Consider the following 14,974-nt stretch of genomic DNA (forward strand, 5'->3'; position numbering starts at 1 on the left):
GGTGGTCATCGTGCGGATGCCCGCGGGCCGCCGCGGCTCCTAGCGTCCGGAGGGCGACGCACCGCCGGGGCACTACCGGCCCGGCCGGTGGGCGCCACCCCTGCTCCGTGCCGGAAGGACCCGCCGTGCCCGCACCCCCGGACCACCGCCCGACCGCCCCCGCCGACGCCGCGGGCCCCGTGGCGCCCGGCCCGGGACCGGGTGGGCCGCCCGCGCCGCCACGGGCCGGCACCACGGCCCGCACGCTGCTGCCGGCCTCGATCACGGTCACGGTGCTGGCCTCCTCCAGCGCCCCGACGCCGCTGTACGCCACCTACGAGCGCGACTGGGGTTTCGGCGCGCTCACGACGACGGTGGTCTTCGGCGTCTACGCCCTCGCCGTCCTCCTGGCCCTGCTCGTGCTGGGCCGGGTGTCCGACCACCTGGGCCGCCGGCCGGTGCTGCTGGCGGCGCTGGCCGTGCAGGTCGTGGCGATGCTCGTGCTGGCCACGGCCCCCGGGGTCGCCGAGCTGCTCGTCGCCCGCGTGCTGCAGGGCCTCTCGACCGGCGCGGCGGTGGGTGCGGCGGGCGCGATGGCGCTGGACGTGGACCCGCGGCGCGGGGCGTTCGCGAACTCCGTGGCCCCGCCGGTCGGCACCGCGACGGGGGCGGTGCTGTCGGCCGTCGTCGTGGACCTCCTGCCGTGGCCGACCCACCTGGTCTACCTGGTCCTGCTGGCCCTGTACGTGCTGCAGGCGCTCGCCGTGGCACTGGTCCCCGAGACGGTCCGGCGCGACGGGGACGCCCGGGCGCGGGCGCTGTCCTCGCTGGTGCCGCGCATCGGGCTGCCGCGCCGGTTGCGGGCCCCGTTCGCGGTCGCGGCGCCGGTGGTGTTCGCGGTGTGGGCGCTGGCCGGGTTGTACGGCTCGCTGGCCCCCTCGCTCGTGCGGACCGTCCTGGGCTGGGACTCGCCGTTCGCGGGGGCCTCGACGTTGTTCCTGCAGACCGCCGTCGCCGCCGTCACCGTCGCGTCGACGTACTCCGTGGCGGTCCGGACCAGCGTCGTCGTCGCCGTCGTGGCCCTCGCGGCCGGGATGGCGCTGACCCTGCTGGCCCTGTCCAGCAGGTCGGCGACGGTGTTCTTCCTCGGCACGGCCGTGGCCGGGGTGGGTTTCGGCGCGGGTTTCCAGGGCGGCGTCCGGCTGGTCGTGCCCCGCGCCGAACCGTCCGAACGCGCCGGGGTGCTGTCCGCGGTGTACGTCGCGGCCTACCTCGGCCTGGGGCTGCCGGCGGTGCTCGCCGGGGTCCTGGTCGCCCGCGGCGGGGGGTTGGTGACGACCGCGCGGGAGTACGCCGTCGCGGTCGTGGCGCTGGCGGCGGTGGCCGCGCTGGGGATGCTGCGCCGCCCGGCCCACGAGCGACGTCCCACGAACCCGACGAACCCGACGAACAGGAGATCCTCGTGACCACGACCGACGACCGCACCGGTACCGCCCCCTCCACCTCCGCGGCGGCCTCCGGGACCTTCCGCATCGGTGGCGACCTGCCCGTGCACCGCCTCGGGTACGGCACGATGCAACTGCCCGGCCCCGGGGTCTGGGGCCCCTCCCGCGACCGCGACGGGGCCCTGCGGGTGCTGCGCCGCGCCGCGGACCTGGGGGTCACCCTGGTCGACACCGCCGACGCCTACGGGCCGGGGGTCGCCGAGGAACTCGTCCACGACGCGCTGCACCCCTACGACGGGATCGTCGTGGCGACCAAGGTCGGGTTCACCCGACCGGGTCCGGGACGCTGGGTCGCCGACGGGCGCCCGGCACACCTGCGGGCCGCGACGGAGGACAGCCTGCGGCGCCTGGGGGTGGAGCGCATCGACCTGCTGCAACTGCACCGCATCGACCCGCGGGTGCCGCTGGCCGACCAGGTCGGGACGCTGGCGGACCTGCGGCGGGAGGGGAAGGTCCGCCACCTCGGGTTGAGCGAGGTGAGCGTGGCCGAACTCGACGCGGCCGCGGCGATCGCACCGATCGCCACGGTGCAGAACCTGCACAACCTCGCCGACCGTTCCTCGACGGAGCTGCTGCGGGTCTGCGAGCAGCGCGGGACCGGGTTCATCCCGTGGTTCCCGCTGGCCACCGGGCAGCTGAGCGACCCGCGCGGCCCGCTGGGCCGCCTCGCGGGTTCCCTGGGCCTGACCCCCTCGCAGGTGGCGCTGGCGTGGTTGCTGGACAGCTCCCCCGTCGTCCTGCCGATCCCGGGGACCTCCTCGGTCGCGCACCTGGAGGAGAACGTGGCCGCGGCCGGCACCCACCTCGACCCGGCGGTGCTCGCCCGGCTCGACCGGCTCGCCTGAACCGCGGCAGTCATCGTGCCGATGGTGCGGGCCGGTGCGCGCCGGGACGATGGAGCAGCGGAAACCCCACCGATCCACGAGGGACTGGCCCCATGAGATTCTCCCCCCACGACACCGCCGTGGTCGTCACCGATCCGCAGAACGACGTCCTGCGTCCGGCGAACCCCGCGTGGGCCCTGCTGAGCGGTGCGCTGCACGACAACGACACCGTGGTGAACCTGCAGACGCTCCTCGAGGGGGCCGCCGGGTCCGGCTACGGCGTCTTCGTCTCCCCGCACTACACCTTCGACGCGGACCTGCGGTGGCGCTTCGGCGGGCCGATCGAGACGATGGTGCACGAGGAGAGGATGTTCTCCCGACCCTCGGCGTTGTCCCTCGACGGTTTCGCGGGCTCGGGGGCGGACTGGCTGGAGAACCTGGCCCCCGTGATCGAGGACGGCCGGACCGTCGTCACCAGCCCGCACAAGCTCTTCGGTCCCGCCTCGAACGACCTGGTCCTGCAACTGCGCAAGCGCGGGATCACCCGCGTGGTGCTGGGCGGCGCGCTCGCCAACCTCTGCGTCGAGTCGCACCTGCGAGACCTGCTGGAGAACGGCTTCCAGGTCGCGGTGGCCGCCGACGCGGTCGCCGCCCCCCGCCACCCGGACTTCGGGGACGGGAACACCGCGGCGCAGATCAACTACCGCTTCCTGACCGACACCGTCCTGCGCACCGAGCAGGTGGTCGCCGCGCTCCGCGCCGGCGCTGTGTCCTGACCCGACGACACCCGATCCCCACCTCGTCCCCGGAGAGTTCCCGTGACCGCACCGACCGGCACCGCCGTCACCCCGACCACCGGCTACCGTTCCGACGGGGCCCCCACCGAGTTCGCCGAGCACGGCGGGTACCGCTACGCCTACCGGCGGTTCGGCCCGCGCGGCGGAACCCCGCTGGTCCTGTGCCTGCGCTTCCGCGGCACGCTGGACCACTGGGACCCGGCCTTCCTGCAGGTCCTCAGCGACGAGCGCGACGTGATCGTGTTCGACAACCGCGGGCTGAACCTCACCTCGGGCCCGCCCGCGCACTCGATCGAGGAGATGGGCCGGGGTGTGCTCGACCTGCTCGACGCGCTGGAGCTGCCCGAGGTCGACGTCCTGGGCTGGTCGCTGGGCGGGATGGTCGCGCAGGCCGCGGTCCTGGCCGGGCCGGGGCGTTTCCGCCACCTCGTCGTCGCGGGCAGCACGTCGCAGGGGGTCCCGGGCCAGCCCGCGCCCGAGCCGAAGGTCTGGCAGGTCGCCGGGCGCGGGGCCAACGACGACGAGGACTTCCTCTACCTGTTCTTCCCCGAGACCCCTGAGGGCCGGGCGGCCGGGCTGGCCTCGCTGCGCCGGCTGGACCACCGGCTCCTCGTCTCGGGGGCGGTGGCCTCGCCGGAGGCGGTGCAGGGCCAGCTCACGGCGATCCGCACGTTCACGGAGGGTTTCTGGGCGCGCCTGCCGGAACTGACGCTGCCGGTGCTGGTCGCCAACGGGTCCCACGACGTGATGATCAACAGCTACGCCACCTACGCGATGTCGACACGGCTGCCGAACGCCCGCGCCCTGCTGTACAGCGACGCCGGGCACGGTTTCCTGTTCCAGCACGCCGAGGAGTTCGGGGCCGAGGTGCTGCGCTTCCTGCGCGGCTGACCCCCCGACCCGCCGCGCGAAACCCCACCCCCGGAGTCCACGACGCAGCCGGCGCGCACCGGCCCGAGAAGGAGCGAACCATGACCACCACCGATCTCCGCGACACCGCCGCGGCGGACGGAACCGGACCCACCGGCGCCGCCGCCGCGCCCAACCGGACCGTGCAGGTGGGCGAGGACACCTTCGCCTACCGCCGTCTCGGCACGCCGTCGGCCACGCTGCCGCCGTTGCTGCTGCTGCAGCACTTCCGGGGGAACCTGGACTTCTGGGACCCGATCCTGCTCGACGTCCTGGCCGCCGACCGCGAGGTCGTCACCGTCGACCAGCGCGGGGTCGGGGCGTCCACCGGCGCCACCCGGGACGACGTGGCCGCCACGGCCACCGACACCGCGGCCTTCGCCGCCGCCCTGGGGCTGCGGCACGTCGACGTCCTGGGTTTCTCCCTCGGCGGGCACGTCGCCCAGGACCTGGCGCTGCGGTACCCGCGGCTGGTGCGCCGGCTGGTCCTGGGCGGCACCGCCCCGCAGGGCGCCCCGAACCTGCACCCGTGGAGCGAGGACGTCTTCGCCCTGGCCACCGCGGACGTCACCACCCCCCAGGACTTCCTCGCGCTGTTCTTCTCCGGGTCCACCGAGAGCACCCGGCTGGGGTGGGAGTACCTGGCCCGGACCACCGCGCGCCGGGAGGACCGCGACGCCCCGACCGACCTGGCGACCCGGGACGCGCAGTACACCGCCCTGATGGCGTGGGGGGTCCCCGAGTTCGCCAAGCTGGATCGGCTGTCCGCGATCCGGCAGCCGACCCTCGTCGCGAACGGCGACGACGACACCATGATGGACACCCGCAACAGCCACCTGCTGGCCGAGCGGATCCCGGGCGCGCAGCTGCGGATCTACCCCGACGCCGGCCACGGCTTCCTCGACCAGTACCCCCGGCTGTTCGGCGAGCACGTGCGCGCCTTCCTCGGCCGCTGACCCCCGATCACCGACGACGACACCGATCCCGAGGAGGAACCGTGAGTTCTCTGCTGGACACGCTCCTGAAGACCTACGGCGGCCTGGAACGCTGGCAGGAGGTGACCTCGATCTCCGCCCACCGCGTCTTCGGCGGGGGTCTGTGGGACCTCAAGCAGGTCCCCGGCATCGTCGACGAGGGGGAGATCACCGTCCGGGTGCAGGAGGAGCACGTCGAGGTGCGGCCCTTCACCGGACCGGACCGCCGGCTCACGTTCACGCCCGACCGGGTGAGCGTCGAGTCCGACGCCGGTGAGGTCGTCGAGAGCCTCGACGACCCCGTCACCTCCTTCGCCGGGCACGGGGTGGAGACGCCGTGGACGCACCTGCAGCTGGGCTACTTCTGCGGGCACGCCATGTGGACGTACCTCACCGAGCCGTACGTGTTCACGTACCCCGGGGTCGAGGTGGAGGAGATCGGCCCCTGGTCCGAGCAGGGCGGTACCTGGCAGCGCCTGCGGGTCCGCTTCCCGGCGGGGATCGCGACGATGAGCCGCGAGCAGGTCGTCTACGTCGACGACGACGGCCTGGTGCGGCGCCGGGACTACCAGGTGGACGTGATGGGGGGTTCGCCCGCGGCGCACTACCTGTCGGGTCACCGCGAGGTCGACGGCATCGTCGTCCCGACGTCGCGGCGCATCTTCGTGCGCGGCGAGGACGGCCACCCGCTGCCCGAGCCGCTGCTGGTGTCCATCGAGTTGTCGGACGTCACCGTCGCCTGAGGGCCGGGGCGGGCGGACCGGCTCGGTGCTCACCGTGGGCGCGGAACGGCTGGGACCCGACGACGCGTCTCGCGCCGTCGGGTCCCAGCCGTCGTGCGACCGGGTGTCAGCCCTGCCGGGCCTTCCACCGCGGGTTGCGCTTGTTCACGACGAACACCTTGCCGTGCCGCCGGACGACGATGGAGCCGTCCTTGTCCTTCAGCGACCTCAGCGACTTCACGACCTTCACGGGTGACCTCCTACCAGCTCGACTTCGTGACACCGGGCAGTTCCCCGGCGTGGGCCATCTCCCGCAGGGTGACCCGCGAGACCCCGAACTTCCGCAGGAACCCCCGCGGCCGGCCGTCGGTGGCGTCGCGGTTGCGCAGCCGCGTCGGGCTCGCGTCCCGCGGCAGCCGCTGCAGCGCGAGCTGCGCCGCGGCGCGCTCGTCAGGGCCGAGCGCGGGGTCCACCGCGGCCCTCTTCAGGTCCGACCGCCGGGCGGCCCAGCGCTCGACGACCGCCCGGCGCTGCTCGTTCCGGGCGATCTTCGAGGTCTTCGCCATCAGCGTTCCTCGCGGAAGTCCACGTGCTGACGGACGACGGGGTCGAACTTGCGCACGACCATGCGGTCGGGGTCGTTGCGGCGGTTCTTGCGGGTCACGTACGTGTACCCGGTCCCCGCGGTCGACCGCAGCTTGATCACGGGACGGACGTCGGCGGACTTCGCCATCAGAGGTGTTCCCCTCGCGCTCGGATCTGGGCCACCACGGACTCGATGCCGCGGAGGTCGATGGTCTTGATGCCCCGCGCCGACACGGTCAGGGTGACCGTGCGCCCCAGCGAGGGCACGTAGTACTTCTTGCGCTGGAGGTTGGGGTCCCAGCGCCGGTTGGTCCGGCGGTGCGAGTGCGAGACGGACTTCCCGAACCCCGGGACCGCTCCCGTCACCTGGCATCGAGCCGACACGTCATCTCCTCTGGTCGCCGTACGGTCTGTGCAACACTACCGTTACCGACAATCATTCCCGACAATCAGTCCCGACGAGCATCCCCGACGAGGAGCCGACACCGTGCGTCCCGACACCCACCCCGCCTACGGCGACGTCGTCTTCCGCGACCGCTCCGCCGGCACCGCGTTCCTGATGAGGTCCACCCTCGTCGCCCGCACCGACCTGCCGACGGTCGAGTGGACCGACGGCGCCACCTACCCCGTGTTCGACGTCGACGTCTCCGCCGCCAGCCACCCCTTCTGGACCGGCACCGCCCGCGTCCTGGACACCGAGGGCCGCGTGGAGAAGTTCCGCCGCCGCTACGCCCGCGGCTGAGGGCCGGCCACGAAGGGGCGCTGCCCGGGCGTCGAGCAGGTCGTCGCGGTCGGCGGGCAGCGGCCGGCGCAGCCCGCGGCCGCGCACCCGCCGGCCCGACGGCAGCTCCACGACCCCGGCCGCGCCCCTGGCCCACGTCACGCCCACGTCACCCCCGCGCCACGACGGCTACCCTCGCACCCGTGACCACCCACCGCCACGACGACGTGCCCCCGCGGGCGGGTGAGCGCGGGACGGGCGAGGACCTGGTCCGCACCGAGCGGCTCGTGCTGAGCCGCCCCACCCCCGGCGACCTCGACGACGTCTTCGCCCTGTACTCCGACCCCGCCGTGTGGGAGCACCTGCCCAGCGGCCGCCACACCCACCCGGACACGACGGCGCGGCTGCTCGCGCACGTCGAGGAGGGCTGGCAGGTCATCGGCCTGGGCAGCTGGGTGGTCCGCGACACCGGGGGCGCCCTCGTGGGGACGGGCGGTTGCGACCTGCGGCTCGGGCTGGCCTGGAACCTCGGCTACCGACTGGCCCGCAACTCCTGGGGGAAGGGCCTGGCCCAGGAGGTCATCGCCGCCGCCGTCGCCGCCGCGCGACGGGTCCGGCCCGACCTGGCGATCACCGCGTACCTGCTGGAGCACAACGTGCGGTCGCGGGCCGCCGCCGAACGGGCCGGGCTGGACCTCGTCTGGCGCGGCCCCGACGCGGGGAACCCCGACCCCACCGCCGTCCGGCTCCTGTTCGCCGACCGGCCGCTGAGCGCGATCGTCGTGCGGGAACTCACCGCGACCTGACCCGCGGGCGGGCGCGGACGTGGATCCGCTCACCCTGCCGGCCGAACACCACGAGGCACTCGGTGACGGTGTCGCCCGGGTTGCTGATCCGGTGCGGCAACCGGGTGTCGAACTCCGCGGACTCCCCCGCCGCGACCTCGAAGTCGTCGTCCCCCAACCGCATCCGCAACCGGCCCGACATGACGTAGACCCACTCGTGGCCCTCGTGGACGTACTGCTCGCCGGAGTCCTCCCCTACCCCGGGTTCCAGGACCTGCTTGTACGCGCGCAACCCGCCCGGGACCGCCGACAACGGGATGAACGTCATGCCCTGCCGGGTCGTGCGGCGCTTCGGCGCCGGCCGGGGGGCCGGCTGGACGAGTTCGTCCAGGCCCACCTCGAAGAACTCCGCGAGCGGCAGCAGCAGGTCGAGCGTCGCCTTGCGGCCGCCGTTCTCCAGCCGCGACAACGTGCTCACCGAGATGCCGGTGGCCGTGGAGACGTCGGCGAGCGTGCGGCCCGCACCGGTCCGCACCCGGCGCAACCGCGGCCCGACCCCGGCGATGACCCCCTCGACGTCCACGTGCCCAGGGAACCCCACGTCTTGCTGTTCCGGCAAGCGCGCTGGACCGCGGCGACCCCGCCGCCGATCGTGGCGGGCATGAACGAGAACAGCACGACCGACGTCGTCGTGGTCGGCGGCGGCGCCGCCGGCCTGTCCGCCGCCGTGGCCCTGGGCCGGGCCCGCCGCAGCGTCGTCGTCCTCGACGCCGGGGAACCGCGCAACGCCCCCGCCGCCGGCGTCCACAACTACCTGACCCGCGACGGGCTGGACCCCCGGGAACTGCAGCGCCTGGGCGCCGAGGAGGTCCGGCGGTTCGGCGGCCGCGTCCTGCGCGCCACCGCGACCGGCGCCCGGCGCGAGGACGGGGGTTTCTCCGTGGACAGCACCGCGGGCACGCTGCGCGCGCGCCGGCTCGTCGTCGCCACCGGCCTGGTCGACGACCTGCCCGACGTCCCCGGGCTGCGGGAGCGCTGGGGCCGCGACGTCCTGCACTGCCCCTACTGCCACGGTTTCGAGGTCGCGGACCAGCCGATCGGGATCCTCGCCACGAGCGCCCTGTCGGGTCACCAGGCGTGGCTGTTCCGGCAGTGGAGCGTCGACGTCACCTACTTCTCCCACACCGCCCCCGCCCTCGGCGCCGAGCGCCGGGAGGAACTGCTGGCGCGCGGGGTGCGGATCGTCGACGGCGAGGTCCGCGAGGTCGTCACGCAGGACGACGCGCTGGTCGGCGTCCGGCTCGCCGACGGCACCCTCGTCGAACGCCGGGCGCTCGTCGTCGGCGCCCCCGTGCGGGTGCACTCCCCCGTGCTGGACGCGCTGGGGCTGGCGAAGGAGGCCGTCGTGCTCAACGGGGTCGAGGTCGGCGAGCGGTACCCCTCGGGTCCCGGCGGCGCGACGACCGTCCCCGGCGTGCACCTGGCCGGCAACGTGACCGACCCGCAGGCGCAGGTGGTCACCGCGGCCGGGGCGGGGCTCGTGGTGGGAGCCGCAGTGAACACGGACCTCATCGCGACCGAGACCGCCGCGGCGGTCGCGGCCGCCCGCGCGCGCTGACCGCGCGCCCGGACCCGCCCGGCCGTCAGAGGGGCACCCGGTCTGCGCAACTCCTCCACACGCCGTACGAGCGCGGGTTACGGTCGAACCTCGTCTCGGAGGGGAGTGCGCGGTGCGTCGACGGTCCGTGCTGCTGGCCGGCGGGACGGGGCTGGTGGCGTCCGCCGTCGCCGGCACGGCGCTGCTGCCGGACCGGACGGAGGCGGCTCCGGTGCCGCGCCTGCTCACCGACGCCACCTGGCACGCGCCCGACCCGGCGGCGGACGGGGCGTGGCTGGCGCGGGGGTCGGTGCCGGGGACCGGGGGCCCGTGGGAGGCGATGGTGCGGCAGGCGCTGCTGGACGTGCGCGCGCTGACCGGCGCGAACGGCGCCGTGGCGGCCGGGCCCGCGGCGGCGTGGAACCACGCCTGGCCCCGGGACTCGGCGTTCGCGGCGGTGGCGCTGGCCCGCACGGGGCACCTCGACGAGGCGGCGGCGGTCCTGGGCTTCCTGGCCGCGGTGCAGCTGCGCGACGGCGGGTTCGAGGCGCGGTACCTGCTCGACGGCAGCGGCACCCCCGACGACCGGCAGCGCCAGGACGACGGGGCCGGGTGGGCGCTGTGGGCCCTGCGCGGGGTGCTGGACGCCGAGCCGGCGACGGCAGCCGACCGCGCCCCGCAGCTGCGGGGGCTGCTGGAGGACGCCCTCGACTTCGTCCTGGAACGCACCTCGGGGGGTGACCGGCTGCCCGACCCGTCGCCGGACTACTGGGAGCGGCGGGAGCGGCACCTGACCCTGGGGACGGTCGCCCCGCTGCTGGCGGGGCTGCGCGCGGGGGCGGCGGGCCTGGTGCACCTCGGGGAGCGCCGCCGCGCGCGGGAGGTCTCGGCGGCCGGGGAGCACCTCGCCGGGCTCGTGCACGCGGAGTTCGCCCCCGGCGGGTACGCCCGGTACGCCGGCCGCGGCGAACCCCCCGGGGAGCCCGACGCGGCCGTGACGTTCCTGCTGCCGCCGTTCACCGCCCGCGCCGACCCGGGGGTGCTGGCGGCGTTCGACCGCTACCAGGTGGCCGCCGCGCGTCCCGCGGGGGGCCTGGCGCCGGGGGCCGGCTGGCGGCGGGACGGGGTTTCGTGGACGCCGGAGACGGCGCTCGCGGCGTTCGCCGCGGCGTGCGCCGGGCGGGTGGACCAGGCCCGCCGGTGGCTGGACTGGTTGAACGCGCACCGGACCGCGTGGGGCAGCCTGCCGGAGAAGGTGCTGGCCGACGGTTCGCCCGCCGGGCCCGCCCCGCTGGCGTGGTCGGCGGCGACGACGGTCCTGGCGGTCGCCGCGCTGCCGCCGGTGTGACGGGCTGGCCCCCGGGAGGGGGTCAGCGCTGCTCCGCAGGCGATTGCGGGTCGTGAAGGTCTTGCGCACGGTTGCACCTTGCGTGTTAGCTTCCCCACGGCTGCAGGTCACCGCAGCTCCTCGATCGTTCTGAACGCCCGCGGAGTGTGATGCGGGCGTCGCGCGGACCGGGAACCGGTCCGTCGTGACGTTCCCACTCAGCCCGAGCCCCGTACAAGCGCGGGGCTTGACCGACTGGAACGTGTTGGAGAAAGCATGGCTCAGGGCACCGTCAAGTGGTTCAACGCCGAGAAGGGCTACGGGTTCATCGAGCAGGACGGCGGCGGCCCCGACGTCTTCGTCCACTACTCGGCCATCGGCGGCAGCGGCTACCGCTCGCTCGAGGAGAACCAGCGCGTCGAGTTCGAGGTCACCCAGGGCCAGAAGGGCCCGCAGGCCGAGCAGGTCGTCGCGCTCTGACCGCGTGAGCACCGAAGGGTCTGCGCCTCCACCGGGGGCGCAGGCCCTTCGTCGTTCGTGAAGGGTTTTACGAGCGGGCGGGTTTCCCCCGCAACCGGCGGCCGATCCCCGCCGTCACCACGACGACCGCGATCGTCTCGGCCGCGGCCAGGCCCACCAGCACCAGCAACTGCACCCGGGCCGCCTCCAGCGGGCTCGCCCCGCCCAGCAGCAACCCCACGAACGCCCCCGGCAACGTCACCAGACCCACCGTCCGCGTCTGGTCCAGCGCCGGCGCCAGGGCCCGTGCGGCCGCGCCCCGGCCCAGCGGCGCCACCGCCCGCGCCGTCGTGGCCCCCAGCGCCAGCCACCCCTCGACGACGTCCCACTGGTCCTCGACGTCGTCGAGCATGCGCCGGCCGGCGAGGGTCGTCGCGCTCATCGACCCGCCGATCAGCTGGGCCGTGAAGGGCACGACCTGCAGGACGTGCGGTTCCAGCGCCCCCACGCCCACGACGACCGTCGCCGCCGTGGCGGCCCCCGCCCCGATCGCGAGCGCCGTCACGGGCCAGGCCCCCGCCAGCCGCAGCCGCCGGGCCGACGTCCAGGACGCGACGGCCAGGGCCAGGGCCAGGTAGGCGGGCGCGAGGGCGGGGGTCCGCAGGACGAGCCCGAGGACTAGCCCGACGAGGACGATCTGCACGACGGCGCGGGCGACGACCACGACGACGTCCCGGCCCTGCCGGACGCCGCCGAGGGCCCCGACCCCGACGGCGATCCCGGCGAGGACGACGAGCGCGGCGGCGACCGGCAGCAGGTCCGGCAGGGACGAGGTCACGACGAGCCGACGCGGGCCAGCACCTCCGGGCCGCGCCGGTCGAGCACGGCACCGCCCTGGACGACGCCCACCCACGGGTAGGCCACGACGGCGGCCAGGCCCAGGGGCAGCGCGGTCCAGCCGGCCCACGCGGGCCCGAACAGGGCCACGACGGCGGGGACGAGGGCGGGCAGGGCCAGGACGGTCGTGGCCGCGGAGGTACCGAACTGCGCGAGGACGGTGGCGGCGGAGGCGCCCTTGGGGGTCTGGAAGGGGTTGCTGCCGGGCGCGGGGGCCGGGTAGGGCACGAGGGCGCTGGCGACGCAGGACACCCCCAGGGAGGCGCCGAACAGGGCCAGGGCCGCACCGAGGACGGCGGGCAGCAGGGCCGGTGCGTCGACGAGCAGGGTCCCGGCGACGGTCGCGACGAGCAGGACGGGGAGCTGCCAGAGCGCGGCGGCGAGCACGCGGCCGGCGCGGTCGTCGCGGCCGCGGACGCCGGTGGCCAGGTGCAGGGCGAAGGCGGAGTGGTCGTAGGCGACGTCGTTGTGCAGCGACCAGCCCATGACGAAGGCGACGGCGGGCCCGGCGGCCAGGGGCCAGCGGCCGACGTCGCCGCCCTGGGACAGGGGCAGGACGACGAGCAGCAGGGGGATGACGACCAGCGACGCGGCGCTGAGCAGGTAGCGGGGGTCGCGCCGCCAGTACCGGCTGCAGCGCACGGCGACCGCGACCGCCGGGGTGGCGGGCAGCCGGTCCAGGACCGGGTGCCGGCGGCCGCCGGCGTGGCCCGAGGACGTCGAGCGGGCCTCGGGCCCGGTGCCGGCGGGGCCGAGGGCCAGGGCCCAGCCGGCGACGACGAGGACGAGGACGACGACGGCGAGCGCGAAGCGCACGAGCGCGCGGGCCCAGTGCCCGTCGGCGGCGTCGGCCGCGGCGGCGACCGCGAACCCCGGCGGGGTCCAGCCGGCGATCCCCGCGAGGGTCCGGCCCACCTCGGGCAGCCCGTCCCCGGCGCGGCCCACGACGAGGTTGAACCCCGGCCCGGCGCCGACGAGGGCGAGCCCCCCGAGGATCGCGACGGCGTCGCGCGTCCGGCGCCGGCGCAGCAGCGCGGCGGCGGCGGTGGTGGTGGCGCGGGAGGCGGCGACGGCGGTCAGGACGGCGACGGCGAGCGCGGGCACGGCGAACACCGTGGCGGCGGGGGTCCGCGAGGAGGCGACGACGGCGGCGAGGGCGAGCAGGACGGTCGCGAGGCCGGGCAGGCCGAGCAGCCCGGCGACCAGCGAGCCGGGCACGAGGCGCCGGCGGCGGACGCCGAGGGTGGCGAACCGGGCGGGGTCGAGGGTCTCGTCGACGCCGAAGGCGACGAGCGGCAGGACCGCCCAGCCCAGGACGCCGAGCGTGCCGAGGCCGACGACGGCCGGTCCGGCCACGTCGGGGGAGCTGAACCGCAGGGCGATGAGCCCGGCGCCGAGGAGCACGACGACGCCCAGGGCCCAGACGGCGGCCAGGACGAAGGCGACGACCTGCCAGGGGCTGCGGCGCAACCCGTTGCGCAGCAGCGTCAGCTTGAGCCGGACGAACGTGCCGACACCCGGCCCGCCCGGTGCCGCGACGGGCCCGCTCACCGCAGCCAGTCCAGGGTCCCGGAGACGTCGCGGGTGCCCCCGACGAGGTCGACGAACCGCTCCTCGAGGGAACCGGTCCCGCGGACGGCGGCGAGCTCACCGGCCGCCAGGACCCGGCCGCCGGCGATGACGGCGACGTGGCTGCACAGCCGTTCGACGAGGTCCATGACGTGGCTGGACAGCACGACGGTCCCGCCGCCGCGGACGTACCCGTCGAGGATGGCCCGGATCGTGGCGCCGCTGACGGGGTCGACGGCCTCGAACGGCTCGTCGAGGACGAGGACCCGGGGGGCGTGGACGAGGGCGCAGGCCAGCGCGACCTTCTTCGTCATGCCGGCGGAGTAGTCGACGACGAGGGTGCCGGCGGCGTCGGCCAGGCCGAGGGCGTCGAGGAGTTCGCGCGAGCGCGCCTCGACGACCTCGCGCGGCATCGCGCGCAGCAGGCCGGAGTACCGGACGAGTTCGAGGCCGGTGAGCCGGTCGAACAGGCGGACGCCGTCGGGCAGGACCCCCAGGAGGCGTTTGGCGCCGGCGGGGTCGGCCCACACGTCGGTCCCGGCGACCCGCGCGCGGCCGGCGTCGGGGCGCAGCAGGCCGGTGGCCATCGACAGCGTCGTCGTCTTGCCCGCGCCGTTGGGGCCGACGACGCCGTAGAAGGCCCCGGCGGGGACGTCGAGGTCGAGGTGGTCGACGGCGGTCCTCGCGCCGAAGCGCTTGACCAGGCCCCGCAGCGCGAGGGCGTCGCTCACCGGGACAGCCTGTGCCGCAGGCCGTTGCGGGCGGCGGGCCACTCGGAGGCGGTGATGGAGAAGACGACGGTGTCCCGCAGCGACCCGTCGGGCATCACCTGGTCGTTGCGCAGCACGCCGTCCTGCTTGGCGCCGAGGCGGGCGATGGCGGTGCGGGACTGGTGGTTGTGCCAGTGGGTGCGGAACTCCACCGCGTGGCAGCCGAGGTCCTCGAACGCGCGGGTCAGCAGCAGCAGCTTGGCCTCGGCGTTGACACCGGTGCGCTGCGCGCTGGGCGCGAGGAACGTCGAGCCGATCTCCAGCTTGCGGTCGGCGGGGCGGACGTTCATGTAGGTCGTCGCCCCGCACACCGCGCCGGTGTCGCGGCGGCGGACCACCCACGGGGCCATGAGCCCCTGCCGCTGCAGGTCGAGGCGGCGCTCGATCTCGGCCTCGACGGCGGCGGGGGCCGGGATCCTCGTGTACCAGGTGGTGTGCAGGTCGCCCTCGGCGACGACGGCGCGCAGGCCGTCGGCGTGGTCGGCCGTGAGCGGCTCGAGGGCCGCTCGCTCACCGGTCAGGGGCACGGGGGTCGCGAACTGGTTCACCCCCGT

At 75.6% G+C, this 14,974-nt stretch carries 20 protein-coding genes; 11 read left to right on the plus strand and 9 right to left on the minus strand.

Annotation, left to right across the window (positions count from 1 at the left end; translation table 11 throughout):
- Positions 1 to 125: 125 nt before the first annotated feature.
- The 6 genes from BJ968_RS10045 (at position 126) to BJ968_RS10070 (ending at position 5,731) form a co-directional block, all read left to right on the plus strand.
- Positions 126 to 1,445: an MFS transporter gene (locus BJ968_RS10045; RefSeq protein WP_218884971.1), complete on the plus strand. Its 1,320-nt coding sequence runs from the start codon at positions 126 to 128 to the stop codon at positions 1,443 to 1,445.
- Entirely contained in the window at positions 1,442 to 2,329 is an 888-nt protein-coding gene (locus BJ968_RS10050; protein ID WP_343077937.1) for an aldo/keto reductase, read from the plus strand. The genes BJ968_RS10045 and BJ968_RS10050 overlap by 4 nt, the downstream gene beginning before the upstream one ends.
- Before the next feature lie 92 nt (positions 2,330 to 2,421).
- Positions 2,422 to 3,084, plus strand: coding sequence for an isochorismatase family protein (locus BJ968_RS10055; RefSeq protein WP_179751433.1), 663 nt, complete (start codon positions 2,422 to 2,424; stop codon positions 3,082 to 3,084).
- A gap of 42 nt (positions 3,085 to 3,126) precedes the next feature.
- Positions 3,127 to 3,996 carry an alpha/beta fold hydrolase gene (locus BJ968_RS10060; RefSeq protein WP_179751436.1) on the plus strand — a complete coding sequence of 290 codons (870 nt, stop codon included), beginning with the start codon at positions 3,127 to 3,129 and terminating at the stop codon, positions 3,994 to 3,996.
- Between the two features lie 80 nt (positions 3,997 to 4,076).
- Positions 4,077 to 4,970 carry an alpha/beta fold hydrolase gene (locus tag BJ968_RS10065; protein ID WP_179751438.1) on the plus strand — a complete coding sequence of 298 codons (894 nt, stop codon included), beginning with the start codon at positions 4,077 to 4,079 and terminating at the stop codon, positions 4,968 to 4,970.
- A gap of 41 nt (positions 4,971 to 5,011) precedes the next feature.
- Positions 5,012 to 5,731, plus strand: coding sequence for a hypothetical protein (locus tag BJ968_RS10070; protein WP_179751440.1), 720 nt, complete (start codon positions 5,012 to 5,014; stop codon positions 5,729 to 5,731).
- A gap of 106 nt (positions 5,732 to 5,837) precedes the next feature.
- On the opposite strand, the gene BJ968_RS10075 is transcribed toward BJ968_RS10070, so the two are convergent.
- From BJ968_RS10075 to rpmB, 4 genes are read right to left on the minus strand one after another with little or no spacing between them, the layout of a single operon-like run.
- Complete coding sequence (locus tag BJ968_RS10075) at positions 5,838 to 5,960, minus strand: ribosomal protein bL36 (RefSeq protein WP_106211817.1); 123 nt, start codon at positions 5,958 to 5,960, stop codon at positions 5,838 to 5,840.
- A gap of 10 nt (positions 5,961 to 5,970) precedes the next feature.
- The gene (gene rpsN, locus BJ968_RS10080; protein ID WP_179751442.1) at positions 5,971 to 6,276 is read right to left on the minus strand and encodes a 30S ribosomal protein S14; all 306 of its coding nucleotides are present in this window, start codon (positions 6,274 to 6,276) and stop codon (positions 5,971 to 5,973) included.
- Positions 6,276 to 6,443, minus strand: a complete 168-nt coding sequence (gene rpmG, locus BJ968_RS10085; RefSeq protein WP_179751444.1) for a 50S ribosomal protein L33 — start codon at positions 6,441 to 6,443, stop codon at positions 6,276 to 6,278. Before rpmG ends, rpsN begins: the two co-directional genes overlap by 1 nt.
- The gene (gene rpmB / locus BJ968_RS10090; RefSeq protein ID WP_179751446.1) at positions 6,443 to 6,679 is read right to left on the minus strand and encodes a 50S ribosomal protein L28; all 237 of its coding nucleotides are present in this window, start codon (positions 6,677 to 6,679) and stop codon (positions 6,443 to 6,445) included. The genes rpmG and rpmB overlap by 1 nt, the downstream gene beginning before the upstream one ends.
- A gap of 103 nt (positions 6,680 to 6,782) precedes the next feature.
- Here rpmB and BJ968_RS26545 point away from each other — a divergent pair, with 103 nt between their 5' ends.
- Both BJ968_RS26545 and BJ968_RS10100 read left to right on the plus strand, forming a co-directional pair.
- Positions 6,783 to 7,037 (plus strand): type B 50S ribosomal protein L31, encoded by a 255-nt coding sequence (locus BJ968_RS26545; RefSeq protein WP_179751448.1) that lies wholly within the window; start codon positions 6,783 to 6,785, stop codon positions 7,035 to 7,037.
- A gap of 182 nt (positions 7,038 to 7,219) precedes the next feature.
- Entirely contained in the window at positions 7,220 to 7,822 is a 603-nt protein-coding gene (locus BJ968_RS10100) for a GNAT family N-acetyltransferase (RefSeq protein WP_218884972.1), read from the plus strand.
- Here BJ968_RS10100 and BJ968_RS10105 read toward each other — a convergent pair.
- Entirely contained in the window at positions 7,809 to 8,384 is a 576-nt protein-coding gene (locus BJ968_RS10105) for a helix-turn-helix domain-containing protein (protein ID WP_343077938.1), read from the minus strand. The genes BJ968_RS10100 and BJ968_RS10105 overlap by 14 nt on opposite strands.
- Positions 8,385 to 8,462: 78 nt before the next feature.
- Between BJ968_RS10105 and BJ968_RS10110 the strand changes: the two genes are divergently transcribed.
- The 3 genes from BJ968_RS10110 to BJ968_RS10120 all read left to right on the plus strand — a co-directional run bounded on the left by BJ968_RS10110 (position 8,463) and on the right by BJ968_RS10120 (position 11,205).
- Complete coding sequence (locus tag BJ968_RS10110) at positions 8,463 to 9,419, plus strand: NAD(P)/FAD-dependent oxidoreductase (protein ID WP_179751452.1); 957 nt, start codon at positions 8,463 to 8,465, stop codon at positions 9,417 to 9,419.
- Positions 9,420 to 9,531: 112 nt separating this feature from the next.
- Complete coding sequence (locus BJ968_RS10115) at positions 9,532 to 10,746, plus strand: glycoside hydrolase family 15 protein (protein WP_218884974.1); 1,215 nt, start codon at positions 9,532 to 9,534, stop codon at positions 10,744 to 10,746.
- Positions 10,747 to 11,001: 255 nt separating this feature from the next.
- Positions 11,002 to 11,205 carry a cold-shock protein gene (locus tag BJ968_RS10120; protein ID WP_179751454.1) on the plus strand — a complete coding sequence of 68 codons (204 nt, stop codon included), beginning with the start codon at positions 11,002 to 11,004 and terminating at the stop codon, positions 11,203 to 11,205.
- Positions 11,206 to 11,272: 67 nt separating this feature from the next.
- Here the strand turns inward: BJ968_RS10120 and BJ968_RS10125 are convergent, their stop codons facing one another.
- From BJ968_RS10125 to BJ968_RS10140, 4 genes are read right to left on the minus strand one after another with little or no spacing between them, the layout of a single operon-like run.
- Positions 11,273 to 12,022 (minus strand): ABC transporter permease, encoded by a 750-nt coding sequence (locus BJ968_RS10125; RefSeq protein ID WP_218884975.1) that lies wholly within the window; start codon positions 12,020 to 12,022, stop codon positions 11,273 to 11,275.
- A complete protein-coding gene (locus BJ968_RS10130) occupies positions 12,019 to 13,632 on the minus strand; it encodes a hypothetical protein (protein WP_179751456.1) in 1,614 nt (537 codons plus the stop codon). Before BJ968_RS10130 ends, BJ968_RS10125 begins: the two co-directional genes overlap by 4 nt.
- Positions 13,629 to 14,423 carry an ATP-binding cassette domain-containing protein gene (locus BJ968_RS10135; RefSeq protein WP_179751459.1) on the minus strand — a complete coding sequence of 265 codons (795 nt, stop codon included), beginning with the start codon at positions 14,421 to 14,423 and terminating at the stop codon, positions 13,629 to 13,631. The genes BJ968_RS10130 and BJ968_RS10135 overlap by 4 nt, the downstream gene beginning before the upstream one ends.
- A complete protein-coding gene (locus tag BJ968_RS10140; protein ID WP_179751461.1) occupies positions 14,378 to 14,968 on the minus strand; it encodes a GNAT family N-acetyltransferase in 591 nt (196 codons plus the stop codon). The genes BJ968_RS10135 and BJ968_RS10140 overlap by 46 nt, the downstream gene beginning before the upstream one ends.
- Positions 14,969 to 14,974 lie beyond the last annotated feature (6 nt).

This window comes from Kineococcus aurantiacus (assembly GCF_013409345.1).
In the GTDB taxonomy this organism is placed as follows: domain Bacteria; phylum Actinomycetota; class Actinomycetes; order Actinomycetales; family Kineococcaceae; genus Kineococcus; species Kineococcus aurantiacus.